This is a genomic window from Acidobacteriota bacterium (assembly GCA_035471785.1).
Classification (GTDB): Bacteria; Acidobacteriota; UBA6911; order RPQK01; family DATIPO01; genus JANQFM01.
In genome coordinates this window covers 1-15942 of sequence record DATIPQ010000107.1, presented here as the reverse complement: position 1 = coordinate 15942, position 15942 = coordinate 1, and the positions used below count along the sequence as shown (strand labels likewise).

General features: G+C 64.7%; 10 protein-coding genes. 8 read left to right on the top strand and 2 right to left on the bottom strand.

Going from position 1 to position 15942, the window contains the following annotated elements; genetic code table 11:
- Positions 1 to 21 precede the first annotated feature (21 nt).
- From VLU25_15770 to ligD, 3 genes are all read left to right on the top strand, one after another.
- Positions 22 to 1359 carry a coproporphyrinogen-III oxidase family protein gene (locus VLU25_15770; protein HSR69394.1) on the top strand — a complete coding sequence of 446 codons (1338 nt, stop codon included), beginning with the start codon at positions 22 to 24 and terminating at the stop codon, positions 1357 to 1359.
- Between the two features lie 62 nt (positions 1360 to 1421).
- Positions 1422 to 3593, top strand: a complete 2172-nt coding sequence (locus VLU25_15765) for a TonB-dependent siderophore receptor (protein HSR69393.1) — start codon at positions 1422 to 1424, stop codon at positions 3591 to 3593.
- Positions 3594 to 3607: 14 nt separating this feature from the next.
- Positions 3608 to 4483, top strand: coding sequence for a non-homologous end-joining DNA ligase (ligD, locus tag VLU25_15760; GenBank protein HSR69392.1), 876 nt, complete (start codon positions 3608 to 3610; stop codon positions 4481 to 4483).
- 401 nt (positions 4484 to 4884) lie between these two features.
- Here ligD and VLU25_15755 read toward each other — a convergent pair whose 3' ends face one another.
- Both VLU25_15755 and VLU25_15750 read right to left on the bottom strand, forming a co-directional pair.
- Complete coding sequence (locus VLU25_15755) at positions 4885 to 6207, bottom strand: aspartate aminotransferase family protein (protein HSR69391.1); 1323 nt, start codon at positions 6205 to 6207, stop codon at positions 4885 to 4887.
- A gap of 43 nt (positions 6208 to 6250) precedes the next feature.
- Complete coding sequence (locus tag VLU25_15750; GenBank protein HSR69390.1) at positions 6251 to 6742, bottom strand: isoprenylcysteine carboxylmethyltransferase family protein; 492 nt, start codon at positions 6740 to 6742, stop codon at positions 6251 to 6253.
- Between the two features lie 191 nt (positions 6743 to 6933).
- Here VLU25_15750 and VLU25_15745 point away from each other — a divergent pair, with 191 nt between their 5' ends.
- The 5 genes from VLU25_15745 to VLU25_15725 all read left to right on the top strand — a co-directional run bounded on the left by VLU25_15745 (position 6934) and on the right by VLU25_15725 (position 15741).
- On the top strand, positions 6934 to 8559 hold the full coding sequence (locus VLU25_15745; GenBank protein HSR69389.1) for an NADH-ubiquinone oxidoreductase-F iron-sulfur binding region domain-containing protein: 1626 nt from the start codon (positions 6934 to 6936) through the stop codon (positions 8557 to 8559).
- The gene (fdhF, locus tag VLU25_15740; GenBank protein ID HSR69388.1) at positions 8552 to 11281 is read left to right on the top strand and encodes a formate dehydrogenase subunit alpha; all 2730 of its coding nucleotides are present in this window, start codon (positions 8552 to 8554) and stop codon (positions 11279 to 11281) included. The genes VLU25_15745 and fdhF overlap by 8 nt, the downstream gene beginning before the upstream one ends.
- A 62-nt stretch (positions 11282 to 11343) precedes the next feature.
- On the top strand, positions 11344 to 11688 hold the full coding sequence (locus VLU25_15735; protein HSR69387.1) for a helix-turn-helix transcriptional regulator: 345 nt from the start codon (positions 11344 to 11346) through the stop codon (positions 11686 to 11688).
- The gene (locus VLU25_15730) at positions 11685 to 14333 is read left to right on the top strand and encodes an ABC transporter permease (protein ID HSR69386.1); all 2649 of its coding nucleotides are present in this window, start codon (positions 11685 to 11687) and stop codon (positions 14331 to 14333) included. The genes VLU25_15735 and VLU25_15730 overlap by 4 nt, the downstream gene beginning before the upstream one ends.
- Before the next feature lie 163 nt (positions 14334 to 14496).
- Positions 14497 to 15741, top strand: coding sequence for an MgtC/SapB family protein (locus tag VLU25_15725; protein ID HSR69385.1), 1245 nt, complete (start codon positions 14497 to 14499; stop codon positions 15739 to 15741).
- The last annotated feature ends 201 nt before the right edge of the window (positions 15742 to 15942 follow it).

Genomic DNA, 15942 nt, shown 5'->3' with positions numbered 1-15942 from the left:
TCGGGGCCTTGAAAGGAATACATGAGCAGTTCCGCACGACCTGAACCGGCAACCGCCAATCTGGAGCCCGAGAAGACCGACGTGGGCAGCGTCTTCGTGTCCAACTACCCGCCTTACTCGGCCTGGACCGAAGACGACCTGGAAGCCGCCCGCCAGGCGCTGGACGCGCCTGCTCGGGCCGGCGCCGACCTGGGGCTCTACATGCACATTCCCTTCTGCCGGCGCCGCTGCAAGTTCTGCTATTTCAGGGTCTACACCGACAAGAATGCCCGCGACATTCAAGGCTACCTGGAAAACCTGGTGCGCGAGATCGAGATCTACAGCCAAAAGCCCGCCGTACGCGGACGCCCCCTCAGGTTCATCTACTTCGGAGGCGGCACTCCCTCTTACATCAGCGCCAAGCATCTGCGCGCGACCGTCGACAAGATCAAGCGGCACCTTCCCTGGGAGAGCGCCCAGGAGGTGGCCTTCGAGTGCGAGCCGGGAACCCTGACCCAGAGCAAAGTGGAGGCCATCCGCGACATCGGGGTCACCCGCGTCAGCCTGGGAGTGGAACACTTCAACGACGACATCCTCAAGGAAAACGGACGCGCCCACCAGTCGCAAGAGATCTACCGCTGCTGGCCCTGGATCCAGGAAAAAGGCTTCGACCAGGTCAACATCGACCTTATCGCCGGAATGGTCGGCGAGAGCTGGGACACCTGGAAGGAAGCCGTAGAGAAGGCCATTGAATTGAGTCCCGACAGCGTCACCATCTACCAGATGGAACTGCCCTTCAACACCACCTATTCGTCGCACATCCTCAAGGGCCAGGAGATCGAGGTGGCCGACTGGGAAACCAAGCGGGACTGGCATCAGTACGCCGTCGAGCAACTGACCTCCAACGGCTACCGCATCTCCAGCGCCTACACCCTGCTCAAAGAAGACCAGCAGGCTTCTTTCGTCTATCGTGACTCGGTCTGGCAGGGGGCCGACATGATGGGTACCGGAGTCTCAGCCTTCGGGCACATGTCGGGCGTCCACATCCAGAACGAGGCGGGATGGGAACAGTACCAGCAGGCCTTGGAAGAAGGCCAATTGCCCTGGAAGCGGGCCTTCAAGACGGCCCCCGGCCAGCGCCTGATCCGGGAGATGATCTTGCAGCTCAAGCTGGGGCGCCTGGCCACCGATTACTTTAAGCAGAAATTCGATACCGATATCATCGACCGGTTTCGGCCCGCCTTCGAGAGCCTGCGTCAAGCCGACATGCTCGATTTCGACGACGAGGTCATCCAACTCACCACCAAGGGCCTGCTGCGCGTCGATCAACTGCTTCCCAAGTTTTACGAGGAGAAATACCAGGGAGCGCGCTACACCTGAGTTTGGGAGGCCAGCCGAGCCTTCCCGCATGGCCGGCTTAGACCTGAATGGAGAATAGATCCGTGAATAGAGTTATCTCTACGCTGTTTTTCTGCCTGCTCGGTTTTCCTCTCGCCGCGGCCCAGGAGCCGGCGGCTCAATCAGCCGCCCCCGCATCCTCGCAACAGCAGGGAGCCGGCAGCGAAAGTGAAACCGACGGGTCCGGCGAGCAAGACCTGAGGGGACCCGAGACTTCGGTCACGGTACAGGGCCGGGTGGAAGCCATTCCCTCCCAGAGTACGACCGCGGGCAAGATGGCCATCGACCTTCACAAGACCCCGCTTTCGGTCAGCGTGGTGAACAATGGCGTGCTGCAGGCCCAGAACGCCGTCGTCCTCAGCGACGCTCTGCGCAACGCCGCCGGCGTCAACGTGCAGAGCGGCTTCGGCATTTTCGACTTTTTCACCGTGCGGGGCTTCGACAACCTCAGCACCGGACTCGTCCTCATCGACGGCACCTCCGAGCCGGAATCGACCTTTTATCAGCTCTACAACGTGGAGCGAGTGGAAGTCCTGCGCGGCCCGGCCGCCTTTCTCTACGGGGCCAACGCCCTCTCGGGAACCGTCAACCTGGTGCGCAAACAACCGCTCTTCAACCGCAGTTTCGCCGACTTCGAGATCACAGGCGGCAGCTTTCAGACCTACCGCGGACGCTTCGACGTCAACGTGGTCGATCCCTCGGAGACGATCGCCTTCCGCTTCAACGGCACCCACCAGGACGCCTCCAACTACCGCGACGGCAAAGACAGCTACCTGACGGCCTTCAACCCGTCCTTCACCTGGAAGATCAGCGAGGACAGCCGGCTCAGCCTCAACTTCGAGTACGTCCGCAACAAGTTCACGCCCGATGCCGGCATCCCCCTCTTCAACGGAGCCATTCCCGACATCGACCGCCAGACCTCCTTCGAGTCGCCGTTCGATACGTCGCAACAGAACATTCACCGCCTGCGGGCCGAGTGGACGCATCGCCTTTCCGACCGCGTCACCTTCCGCAACAAGTTCTATGTCAGCGACCTGGATTGGGAGTCGGACGGAACCCTCTACGGGGGCGTCTTTCCCAACCAGCAGGGAGGAACCGATATCTTCCGCTTTTTCTCCTCCCTCGACGACAAGCAGCGCTTCACCGGCAATCAGGCCGAGTTCCTGGTGCAGGCCCGCACCGGGGATCTGCGCCACGAGTTCATCTTCGGATTCGAGACCGCCAAGCTCGACGACCGCTTCACGCTCGACAATTTCTTCCTGCCCACCATCGATCTCTTTAACCCGGTCGAGTTCGCCCGGCCCGAATTTTTGATTCCCATCCCCTTTCAATCCCAGCAGGGCGACGCCCGCAGCCTTGTCTTTGCACCTTACTTTCTCGACCGGCTGGTCTTCTCCGATGCCGTGCAGATTTTCCTGGGAGCCCGTTTCGACCACATCGACTTCGAGGACCCGCTCAACAACCTGCAGCGCAGCGACAACGAGTTCTCGCCCATGGCGGGAATCGTGGTGGAGCCGGTGGGCGGACTGACCCTCTACGCTTCGGCCGGACGCTCCTTCGCGCCTCCCTCCACCCTCACCACCCAGCCCCGCGAACCCGAGACCGGACGCAACTACGAGGGAGGCATCAAGCACCGCTTCCTGGACGGACGGCTGCTGGCCACCCTGGCCGTCTACCATACCGAGCGCGAGAACATCGCCATCTTCGACGACAACGGCGCCACCACTCAGGCCGGCGACCAGCGTTCGCGCGGCGTCGAGTTGGAGCTGTCGGCGGAATTCCTGCCCAACTGGTTCACTTACGCGTCCTACGCCTACAACGACGCCGAGCTGACCCGCTTCAACGAGCGCCTGCAGATCTCCCAGATCCCTCCACAGTTCCTTACCGTCGACCGCTCGGGCAACGATCCGGCCTTCGCTCCCGACCACCTCTTCAACCTGTGGACTCACAAGGAGTTCCTGAGCGGATTCGGATTGGGTGCGGGATTGCGCTACGTCAGCGAGCAGTTCATCGCCGAAGACAACGCCTTCGCCATCGACGATTACGTCTTGATCAACGCCATGGCCTCATACCGGCTCAACAACTGGCGCTTCGCGGTCAATTTCGAGAACATCGGCGACACCGACTACGAGACCCGCGGCTTCACCAGCCAGTCGGTCATCCCCGGCGACCCCTTCGCCGTCTACGCCTCGCTGCGCTACGCCTTCGAGTTTTGAGGCAGGTGTCCGACATGACTCGGAAACAGGTCACGCTCGATACCAGGACCATCTCGCTTTCCCGCCAGGACAAGGTCTACTTTCCTGATGAGGGGATAACCAAGGGAGAGGTGGTCGAATATTACCGCAGGGTGGCAGAGGTGATGCTGCCGCACTTGCGGGATCGTCCGGTGACCATGCATCGGTTTCCCGACGGCATCAAAGGAGAGAGCTGGTATCACAAGGACGCTCCTGACTACTTTCCCGACTGGATCGAGACGGTGGAGGTGCCCAAGGAGGGCGGCACGGTGCGTCATGTTGTCTGCAACGACGCCGCCACCCTGGTCTACCTGGCCAACCAGGGTTGTCTGACGCCCCACATCTGGCTGGGACGCAGGGACGATTTGCATCGCCCCGACCGCCTGATCTTCGATCTCGACCCTTCAGCCGACGATCTCCCGCTGACCCGCTTCGCCACCCGCAAGGTGGGTGAACGCCTGCGCCGGGACGGACTACGGCCCTTCCTCATGACAACCGGATCGCGCGGGTTCCACGTAGTCGTCCCGCTGCGCCGCCGGCATGACTTCGACCAGGTGCGCGCTTATGCCTACCGCGTGGCCGAAGAGCTGGTATCCCAACACCCGGAGAAGCTCACCGCGGCCAGCCGCAAGGCCAAGCGCGGCAAAAGGGTCTTCATCGACTTCTTCCGCAACTCCTACGCCCAGACCTCGGTAGCGCCCTACAGCCTGCGCGCCCGCCCCGGCGCCCCGGTGGCCACGCCCGTCGAGTGGGACGAACTGGCAGGCCTCGACCCCCAAGCCTATACCCTCAAGAACCTCTTCCGCCGCCTGGCCCAAAAACCCGACCCCTGGGAGGGAATTGACTCTGATCCCTGCCGGTTGCCTGTTTAGATTGAGAGTCAGCCATTCCGATAACGACAGACAAGGAGGGCCGCAAGGGCGCCTTCCTGCGGTTGCTGCGGGTCTTTGTTGGAGGCCGGTGGATTTCGTTGGTCCGGGGCCTTGCCTCCATCGCCGCAAGGATGCGCCTCCCACCATCCGGGGGGCAGGCAGCACAACCGGCGCCCTTCGGCGGCTGGAAGGCTTGCCCGCTCCATTCTTGCGGGAGCGGTGCTGGAAGGGCCGGGATGCGTCTCCCACAAGACTCCCCTGGGCCTTGGTGCATCCCTCCCACAATAAAGATGAGGTAACCTCTCCAGCCGGTGAAGGGGACGCTTGTGCTGCCCTGCCCCACGGATGGTGGGAGGCGCATCCTTGCGGCGATGGAGGCAAGGCCCCGGAAGCGCCTGCTCTTACCCAGCCTCCACGGCGGCGCAAGCCCGAGTCAGGCGCTGCAGACCTTCAGCCAGCTCATGCTCTTCAATGAGCAGCGACGGACCGATGCGAACGACATTGTTGTGGAGTCCTCCCAGCCCCAGCAAAAGCCGTTCCCTGCGGGCCGCTTCCAGCAACGCCAAGGCACGCTGGGGATGGGGAGATTTATCCTGGGGATGAACCAGTTCAAGGGCCTGCATCAATCCCCGTCCGCGAGCATCGCCGATCCAGGGATATTGCTGCTTCAGCGCCTCCAGGCCCTGGCTGAGCTGGCGTCCGCGGGCGGCACAGCGGGAGGGCGTGTCCTCTCGGCGCATGACCTCGAGCGTGGCATCGGCGGCAGCCATGGCGATGGGGTTGCCGCCGAAGGTAGAGATGGATTTGACGTTCCAGGCGGCCGCCACTTCTTCGCGGGCCATGGTGGCGGCGGCGGGGAACCCGGCGGCCAACCCCTTGGCCATCACCATGAGGTCAGGCGCTACCCCGGCGTGGTCGATGCCCCACCAATGAGAGCCGGTGCGTCCGAATCCGGTCTGGACTTCGTCGACGATCAGCAGTCCGCCGTAGGAGCGGATGACTTCAGCGGCCCGGCGCATGTACTGGTCGGGAAGCACGATGTAGCCTCCCACGCCCTGTATGGGCTCGAACATCAGTGCCGCCGGACGCCCCGTGGTGGTGGTTTCGATGACCTCCACCAGGTCGTCGATGAAACGGTCGATGCAGCTCTCGTCGCAGGGGCGCTTGAAGGGGCAGCGGTAAGCGTAAGGCGAGCGGGCATGCACCACCCCGGCCGCGATTCCGCCCGCCGGACGCCAGGAGGCGTGAGCGGTGATGGAGGTGGCCAGCAAACTGCGTCCCGAGTAAGCGTGGCGCAGGGCCACGATTTCGCTGCGTCCGGTGTAGAGGCGGGCCGTCAGGATGGCGGTTTCGACAGCCTCGGTTCCGCTGTTGGTGAAGAAAGTGCGGGTCAACCCCTCCGGCGCCATCTCGGACAGCTTCCGCGCCACTGAAATCTGCGGCTCGGTCAGGTAAAGTGTAGAGGTGTGTCCCAGCCGTCCCGCCTGCTCGCGTATCCGCTCCACCACTTCAGGATGGGCATGACCCAGCGAGGTGGTGAGGATGCCGGCGAAGAGGTCGAGATATTTCTCGCCTTCCACGTCCCACAGCCAAACGCCCTGGCCGCGGTCCAGCACCAGCGGCTCACGGTAAAAGGACTTGACCACGGGGAACAAATGGGTCAACTGCTCCCGCCGCAGCGAGTCCGCGTCAACGGCCGCAACCGGATTTGAGGTCTTCTCCATGATTTCGCTACCCTTGCGCCTCCCACAGTGCCGGGAATGAGCCCTATCTTCTCGGCAGCCATCGCCCCACTTGGCGGCAGTAGCTCCGGTAGGACGGACCGAACTGTCTTCGCAACACGGGCTCCTCGTAGAAGACGATCACCAAATGAACCAACCCGAACCAAGCACCAGCATAACCGAGCAAGACCAGAGATTGGAAGAGCAAAGCCTCGCCCAGCAGCACCGTCAGCACGCTTACGTACATCGGATTCCTGGTGTATCGGTAGAGCCCATTGACCACCAGGCGGCGCGGCGCGTCCAGCGGTGAAAGCGTTCCCCGTCCGATGGCGGCGAAGTTCCAAATGCAGTGAACCAAGAGGCCGGCGCCCGTGAGGACAAGCGCCAGCCCCAAGAACTGCGTGACACCCCAATGCGATACCGTGGCCGGACCCCAACGGGTAACGATCAGATAAGGGATGAGCAGAGTAACCGTGCCTGGGGCGAGGGCTGCCCAAAACAAGCTGCGCAGCCAAAGCGTGGTGCTCGTAAAGCCCATAGATCACCTGCGCTTAGTTTAAAGCCCGCTTAGCCGGCCGTCACGGGGGCGCCATCTGGGTGCCAAATGGCGCGGCGATGGGGGATTGTGCTCAGGCCAAGGCCAAAAGGGATGGAAAACGACCGTCCCGAGGTGGCATGGGCGTTGCACCTACGCGGGCATCACCGGAGAACAGCGTGGAGAGAACGGGCATGTCACACCAATGGGCTCCCTTTTTGGATAAGCTTCACCGGCGCCAGGATCAAGCCGGGCACCTGAGCCGTCAGGCGGTGGAAGAGGTGGCCTCAGGATGCGGGATTGCGGTGGCCGAAGCCTGGGGGGCGGTCCGCTTCTACCACTATTTCAAGACGCAACCAGGCGACGATCGCACGGAGAGGTGCCAAGGGCCCGTCTGCGGACTCTTGAAAGGCCACGAGGCGGGAGATGGGATGACCGCCTGCCCCGGTCTCTGTGATCAGGGACCGGCGCGGCGCAGGGGAAGCGTCTTTCAGGCCCGCGCCGGGAGGGCCGTTTTTTCGCCCCCGCTGGTGCCTATCAGGGGCGCCGTCTTTCCCCCGGCCTTGAGTTCCGACGGCGAATCATTGCAAGCTTACCTGAGCGCCGGGGGGTATCTGTCGTTGCAGCGCTTGAACCAGGGACGGCTGAGCGGCTACGAGGCCCTGCAAACGCTGCAAGAAAGCGGACTGCGGGGAATGGGCGGAGCCGGATTCCCGGCGGCCGTCAAGTGGAAGGCGGTGCGGGAAGAGTCTTCCATACCCAAGTACGTGGTGTGCAACGCTGACGAAGGCGAGCCGGGGACTTTCAAAGACCGGGCCATCCTGCATCTGACGCCCCATCGCCTGATCGAGGGCATGGCCCTGTGCGGGCACCTGGTGGAATCGACGCGCGGCATCATCTACCTGCGCTACGAATACCCTGAAGCCGCCGCCATTCTGACCCGCGCCATCGAAGAAGCCGACCAGGCCGGCTTCCTGGACGGATTCCAGATCGAGATACGCCGCGGAGCCGGCTCCTATGTGTGCGGCGAAGAGACAGCCATGCTCAATTCGCTGGAAGGACGCATGCCCTGGCCCCGCGAAAAGCCTCCCTTCCCCACCCAATCAGGGCTCTTCGGATGTCCCACCGTGATCAACAACGTGGAGACGCTGGCCGCCGTCCCCGCCATTCTGCGGGAGGGCGCGCAGTGGTTCCGGGACCTGGGCCGGGGCGCGGCCTGCGGAAGCAAGCTCTACTCGGTGAGCGGATGCGTCAAGCGTCCGGGCAACTTCGAGCTGCCCTTGGGAATCAGCGCCCGCCGACTGATCGACGAGTACGCCGGCGGAGCCCTCTCGGGACCGGTCAAGGCCTTCACCCTGGGCGGAATCTCAGGCGGATTGCTGGGTCCGCAGCACCTCGACATGCCTCTCGACTTCGAACATCCGCAGAAAGAGGGCTTTTTCCTGGGCTCGGGAGGAGTGGTGGTGCTCGATCAATCAGCCTGTCCCGTCGATTTCGTGCACCGCTGCCTGCTCTTCTACCAGCAGGAAAGCTGCGGACGCTGCGTCCCCTGCCGCATCGGAACCGTCCGCCTGCGCGAAACGGTCGAGACCCTGACCCGCGGCGGCGGCGCCTCCCCGGCGGACTTGAGCCAGGCGCTGGCTCCCCTGCTCGACACCATGAAGGTGACCTCAGCCTGCGGAATGGGCCGCAGCGTCCCCCTGGTCATGCGCGGACTGACCGAGTACTGCGCCCAGGAAGTGGAGGAACATCAAAACGGCCATTGCCGCAACCAGGTTTGCTTCAGGACCGGTCCCGGAGTGGAGGCCGCCCATGACTGATTCACCTAAGCCTGCTCAAGCCTACATGGACGGTCAGGCCGTCGACATCCAGCCCGGCCACAGCATCTTGCAGGCGGCCGAGCGGGCGGGGATCTGGATTCCCAGGCTGTGCGCCGACGAACGCGTGTCCGCCGTAGCCAGTTGCCGGCTCTGCCTGGTCAAGGTCGAGGGGGTGCCGGCGCCTGTGGCCTCCTGCGCCCACCCCATCAGCCAGGGAATGAAGGTCACCGTGGCCGACCAGGAACTGGAGGACTACCGGCGTACCATCCTGGGCTTGATGCTCTCCGAAAACCCGCCCGGTGAATGCCCGCGCTGCCGCGACTACGGCACCTGCGAACTGCACCGCCTGGCTCGGCTCTACGAACTCCAGGACGCGGCTCCCTGGCCGGCGGGACGCACCAGCGGAACGGCCCCCGACGACGACAACCCCTTCATCCACCGCGACTACAGCCACTGCATCTACTGCTACCGCTGCACCCGGGTGTGCAACGAAATCGAACAGGCCCACGCCATCGCACCCGCCGGACGCGGATTCGAAACCGGCATCGCGGCCCCCTTCGAGAGCCCCCTGCTGCAAAGCCCCTGCACCTTCTGCGGACAGTGCGTCCAGGTCTGCCCCACCGGAGCCCTGATGGACCGCAAGGCCGAGAACGTCCAGCGCCAGCCCGATCTCCCAGCCCGGGAGATCCGAGAGGTGCGCACCACCTGCCCCTTCTGCGGCACCGGATGCGGCATCCGCCTGCGCACTGCCGGAGATCGGCTGGTGGGCGTGCTGCCCGACTGGGAGGCCCCCGCCAACCGGGGGTCGCTGTGCGTCAAGGGACAGTTCGGCACCGACTTCATCCACAGCCGCGACCGCCTCACCCGGCCCCTTATCCGCCGCAACGGAGAGCTGCGCGAGTCCTCCTGGGAGGAGGCGATCGAGGTGGTCTCAGGCAACTTCAAGCGCATCCGCCGGGAATCCGGTCCCGAGGCCTTCGTCTTCTGGTCTTCGTCCCGCTCCACCAACGAGAGCAACTACCTGATGCAAAAGTTCGCACGCGCAGTGATCGGCACCCATTCGGTCGACAACTGCGCGCGTACCTGACACGCCCCCACGGTCGCCGGTCTGGCGGCCATGATGGGACGCGGGGCGATGACCAATTCCATCGCCGAACTTGAGGACGCGCCGCTGATCCTGGCGGCTGGAACCAATACCACCGAGAGCCACCCGGTCCTGGCCCTGCGCGTCAAGAAAGCCGTGGCCAAAGGCGCCAAGCTGATCGTGGCCGATCCGCGCGGCATCGAACTGACCCGCTTGGCCCACCGCTGGCTTCGCCTGCACATCGGCAGCGACATCGCCCTCTTCAACGCCATGGCCCGGGTCATCATCAAAGAGGGCCTCTACGACAAGGCCTTCGTCGAGGAGCGGACCGAGGGGCTGGAGGAGTTGGCCGCCATGGTCGAGTCCTACACGCCGGGACGGGCCCAACGCATCACAGGCGTCCCGCGAGAGCAGATCGTGGAGGCGGCCCGCGACTACGGCCGCGCCGAACGCGCCGCCATCATCTACACGCTGGGACTGACCGAGCACACTTGCGGCGTCCACAACGTGCAGGCGCTGGCCAACCTGGCCCTGCTGTGCGGCAACCTGGGCATCCCCTCGGCCGGCATCAACCCGCTGCGGGGACAGAACAACGTGCAGGGCGCGGGCGACATGGGATGCCTCCCCGCCATGCTGCCCGGCTACGGCAAGGTCATCGATCCCCAAGCCCGCCGCCACTGGGAAGAGGCCTGGGACTGCACGCTTCCCGGCCAGCCCGGACTCACCAAGCTGGGAGCCCTCGACGCCATCCTGGAAGGGCGCGTGAAAGCCGCCTTCATCATGGGCGAGAACACCCTCATCTCAGACGCCAACATGAGCAAGACCCGCCAGGCCCTGGAGTCGCTCGACTTCATGGTGGTGCAGGACCTCTTCCTCACCGAAACGGCCCGCATGGCCGACGTGGTGCTGCCCGCCGCCGCCTTCGCCGAAGTGGACGGGACCTACACCAACACCGAGCGGCGCGTCCAGCGGGTGCGGCGGGCCGTGCCGCCTCCAGGAGAAGCCAAAGCCGACTGGGAGATCCTGCGCGATCTGGCCCGCGCCATGGGACACCCCTGGGACTACCGCCTTCCCCGCCAGATCTGGGACGAGGCAGCCGACCTGACCCCCATCATCTCCGGCATCCGCTACGACCGCATCGAAGAAGGAGGACTGCAGTGGCCCTGCCCCGACCGCGACCATCCCGGCACCCGCTTCCTGCATGAGGGCACCTTCCCCTCAGGCAAAGGACGCTTCATGGCCGTGCCCCATACGCCGGTAGCCGAGCCTCCCGACCAGGAATACCCCTTCATCCTCACCACCGGACGCCGCCGCGCCACCTACCACACCGGCACCCAAACCGGGCGCGCGCTGGGATTCGACAGGATCGCACCCCACGAATGGCTGGAAGTCAGCCCCCAGGACGCCGCCGACCTGGGCATCCGCGACGAAGAGGAAGTCGACATCGTCTCCCGCCGCGGACGCCTGCGCCTGCAAGTCCGCGTCACCGACCGCTCGCCCTCGGGCGTGGTCTTCTCCAGCTTCGCCTTCCCCGACAAAGCCCCCATCAACCTGCTCACCACCGACGCCCACGACCCCGCCACCGACACCGCCGAATACAAAGCCTGCGCGGTGCGCCTGGAACGCCTGAGCGTTTGAATAAAACTCTTGCCCCGGAGAGTCGCCTGCCTATATAATCTGGATTTTAGAAATAAGAGCCATTGGAGTTTTGGGACAGGCGCATGGTCAAGAAAGTGACGCTGGGCGAGACGGAACAGAGGCTTTTGTTGGCTCTGTGGAGGCTGGGCGAGGGCGCCGGGGGAGCCGAGGTGCAGGCCGAGTTGGAGGAATGCATCGGGCTGCGCCTCTCGTTGAGCGCCATCCACTACACGCTGCTGCGCCTGGAAGAGAAGGGTTTTGTTGCCTCGCGTTTGGGGGATCCCCAGCCGGTAAGGGGAGGCAAGGCACGCCGGCTCTTTCGTCTGCGGCCGGCGGGAAAGGCGGCGCTGCGCCAGGAAAAGCAGGCCCTCAACGCACTCTGGGAGGGACTGGAGGAGTCGTCATGAGCGAACCGGCACCGCCTTACCTGGCCCGCCGCCTCGTCCGCCTGCTGCTGCCCGCGCAGGGCCGGCATTTCCTGGCCGACCTGGAAACGTCCTTCAAGCGCGACGCGGCTCAGCGGGGAGCCGCAAGAGCCCGGCTGCTCTATTGGAAGGAAGCCCTTTCACCCTCACTCCTTCGCCTGGCCTGGGAGCTTCGCCGCCGGCGTCGAGAGAGGGCCCCGCGCGGCCCCAAGGAATGGATCATGAGCCTTTTCAACGACTTTTCCCTCTCCCTGCGCGGTCTGCGGCGCGAGCCCCTGCTGACGGCTTTCGCCTTGCTCTCCCTGACCTTGGCCATCGGCGCCAACACGGCCGTGTTCAGCATCATTCATCCCTTGTTGCTGAGTCCGCTCAACCTGCCCGAAGCCGATCGGCTGGTGCGCCTGTGGGAGATCGCCGGACCTCATCAGGGCTGGGCCGTCTCCCCTCCAAACCTGCGCGATTGGAGAGAGCAGAACGAGGCTTTCGAGGTGCTGGGCGCCTACACCTTTCCTGAGAACTACAACCTCAGCCGCGACGGCCGTCCCGAGGTCTTGCGGGGCATCCGCTTCGAGCCCGAGATGGCCCGGGTGTTGAAGGTCGAGCCGATGCTGGGGCGCCTCTTCCGTCCCGACGAAGACCAGCCGGGCAAGTCTCAGGTGGCGGTGCTGAGCCATCGCCTCTGGCAGCGGCTTTACGCCGGGCGCGAGACGGCCGTCGGGGACACCCTCGAACTGGACGGCCAACCCCACCAGATCATCGGAGTGCTGCCTCCGGGCCTCCAATGGCCGCCCCGCTCGGGCATGGAGATCTACCGTCCGCTGACGGTGCCTCCCGACTTGGCCGGGAGCCGCAACAGCCATTGGATCAACGTGGCCGGACGCCTCAAGCCGGGCGTCAAGATCGATCAGGCCCGCCAGCAGATGCAGGCCATCGCCGAGCGCATCGAGCGACAGGAAACGCATCCCTTCGGGAAGCGGGGCGTGCGCATCTGGCCGCTCTACGACTCGTTGGTCTCGCAGTCCAAGGACGGACTGCACATGCTCTGGGGAGCGGTGAGCCTGATCCTCCTGATCGGCTGCGCCAACGTGGCCAACCTGCTGCTGGCCCGGGGCGTCCGCAGGCGTCCTGAGATGGCCGTCCGCTCGGCCCTGGGCGCCAGCCGTACGCGCCTCTTGCGCCTCCTGTTGGGCGAAGGTCTGATCTTGGCCCTGGCGGGGGGAACGCTGGGGGTGCTCCTCTGTCTTTGGATGATTCCCTACCTGACGGCCCTGCCGGGAAGCGGCATGCCCCTGGGCGAGACGGGTAGCGTCAGCCTTCCCGTGCTGGGCTTTTCCTTCTTGCTTTCGCTGCTGACCGCGCTGGCTGCAGGCATTCTGCCCGCACTGAGGGCTTCCCGCAGCCAACCCGATGCGGCTCTTAAGGAGCGCAGAAGCGGAGGCGGAGGCGAGACCCGGGATTGGCTGCGGGGCGGACTGGTGACCTGCGAGGTGGCCCTGGCCGTGGTGGTGCTGACGGCCGGCGGACTGCTGCTGAAAAGCTACTTCCGCCTGACGGCGGTCGACCCCGGGCTGGACACCCGCTCCGTCCTCACCGCTTCCCTGCCCCTCAACGGCCCCGACTACGACGAGGAATCCGAGCAGCAGGCCTTTTACCGCCGCCTGCTGGAAGAAGCGGCTTCCATGCCGGGAGTCCGCCACGCCGGACTTATCAGCCTTTTGCCGCTGCGCGAGTGGGGCGTCAGCACCCGCATCTACGTCACCGGCAGCGACGGAAGCCTGCAAGAGAGCAACGTTCCCTCCGAACTGCGCATCGTGGGCGGGGACTACTTTCAGGCCGCCGGGGTGGAGTTGCTGGCGGGGCGCCTCTTCCGTCCAGACGAGGAGCGGATGGGGGTCATCGTCAACCAGGCCTTCGCCCAGCGCTTCCTTAACGGCGAGAATCCGGTAGGACGCCGCATCGCCTCCAGCAGCGAGACGTCCCCCGAGGACTGGATCCCCATCGTGGGAATGGTGGCCGACGTCCACAACATAGGCCTGCACACCCAGCCGCGGCCCGAATTCTACATGCCCCTTTCCATCCAAAGCCGTCCTGACATGACGCTGGTGCTGTCGGCTTCGGTGGAGCCCATGAGCCTGGCCGAGACCTTGCGGGAACGGGTGCGGGGCATCGATCCGCGCCAACCGCTCAGCGATCTCAGCGTCATGTCCGAAGTGGTCCACCGCTCGCTGGCCGACCGGCGCTTCAGGACGCTGATGATGGGCCTCTTCGCCTTCATCGCCCTGGTGCTGGCCCTGACCGGCGTCTACAGCGTGCTCTCCTTCACCATCGGACGGCGCGTCTACGAGATCGCCGTCCGCTCGGCGCTGGGCGCTCGACGCCGCCACATCTATTCGCTGGTGCTGAAAGCGGGGCTGACTCCCGCCGCCGTTGGAATCGGCCTGGGCTTGGGGGCTTCGCTCTGGATCGCCCAGTGGCTGAGAAGCCAGCTCTTCGCCGTCCAGCCTATCGACCCGCTGGTCTTGATGAGCGTTGCGCTGCTCATGCTGGCGGTGGCATCGGCAGCCTCTCTGCTGCCCGCCCGCCGGGCCGCCCGCGTCGACCCCGCCGTCTCGCTAAGGGCCAACTGAAAAAGGGTACTTGCGAATCTCGGTAGTTGATCTTTGGGGGGTGGCACTTGGGCAGCCGCTTCCCCTTTCCCGATGGAGTCCTTAAGATCGTTAGTAGGAGAGCAGGCCGGCCCGGTTCGTCCAACCCATCGCCGGAGTCGCTCACCGCAAGGAAGGGCCCTCGATGGAGCTGACAGACTTCGTCCCATATGCCGTGGCTTTGGCGCTGGGACTGCTGGTGGGGATGCAGCGCGAACGGTCCAAGAACGAAGTGGCCGGGGTGCGCACTTTCGCCCTGATCACCGTGCTGGGGACGCTGGCCGCCCACCTTTCCCAGACCTTCGGCGGATGGGTGCTGGCCTCGGCCTGGATCGCCCTGGCCGCCATGATCGGTGTGGGCAACGTGGCCCGCATCGCCCAGGACGACACCGATCCCGGCATCACCACCGAGCTGGCGGCGCTGGTCATGTTCGGCGTGGGGGCGGCCCTCAAGGTCGAACTCACCCCGCTGGCGCTGGCCGTCGGCGGACTGGTCACCGTGCTCCTCTACTGGAAGCGTCCGCTGCATGACGTGGTCAAGCGAATCGGCGACCGCGAGTTCCGCGCCGTGATGAACTTCACGCTGCTGGCGCTGGTCATCCTGCCGGTGCTGCCCAACCGCGACTACGGCCCCTTCCAGGTGCTCAATCCCTTTCAGATCTGGCTCATGGTGGTGCTCATCGTGGGCATTTCAGTGGCGGCCTACATGGTCTACCGCCTGCTGGGCGCGCGCAGCGGAACCCTCGTCACCGGCATCCTCGGCGGACTCATTTCTTCAACCGCCACCACCGTCTCCTACGCCCGCCGAAGCCGCGACCTGGAAGGAAGCGCCAAAGTGGCAGCCGCCGTCATCATGATCGCCTCCACGGTGGTTTTCGGACGCGTCCTCTTCGAGGTGGCCGTGGTGGCTCCTTCAGTCTTTCCCCGCATCGCGGGTCCGCTGGCGGCGATGATCGTCATCATGGCCCTGATCACGCTTCCCTCGCTGTTCGGCCTGCGCAAGCAAGAGGCCGGACTGGCCGAGCAGGAAGGCGACCCGGCTCAAATCGGGACCGCGATCGTCTTCGGCGCCCTCTACGCCTTGGTGCTGCTGGCGGTTGCCGCCTCCAAAGCCTATTTCGGCGAAGGAGCCCTCTACCTGGTCGCCGGAATCTCCGGCCTCACCGACATGGACGCCATTACCCTGTCCACCGCCCAGTTGGTGAGGGCCGAGCAACTCGACGCCTCCACCGGATGGCGCGTCATCCTGGTGGCCTCGATGGCCAACCTGGTCTTCAAGTTCGGCGCCGTGGCCGCTCTCTCCAAAGCCCGTCTGCGCCGCCGCATCGCCGTCCTCTTCGGCCTGGCCTTGGCGGGCGGCGCTCTGCTGCTGCTCTTGTGGCCGGGCTGAGCCTTTGCTGGCGGATTTCTTTCCCCCAGTGCAGAAACTTCACCCTAAACACACCTCCTGGAAGCTTGTCAGAAGTCCTCTCAGGGTGTATCGTCAAAGATCACTCATATCGCTTTTCAGACGTACCTTGACAGATAAACCCCCTCAGGAGAGAGAACCATGAAGAGATTGGCTTTGTTGATCATGTCTTTGACGGTATTG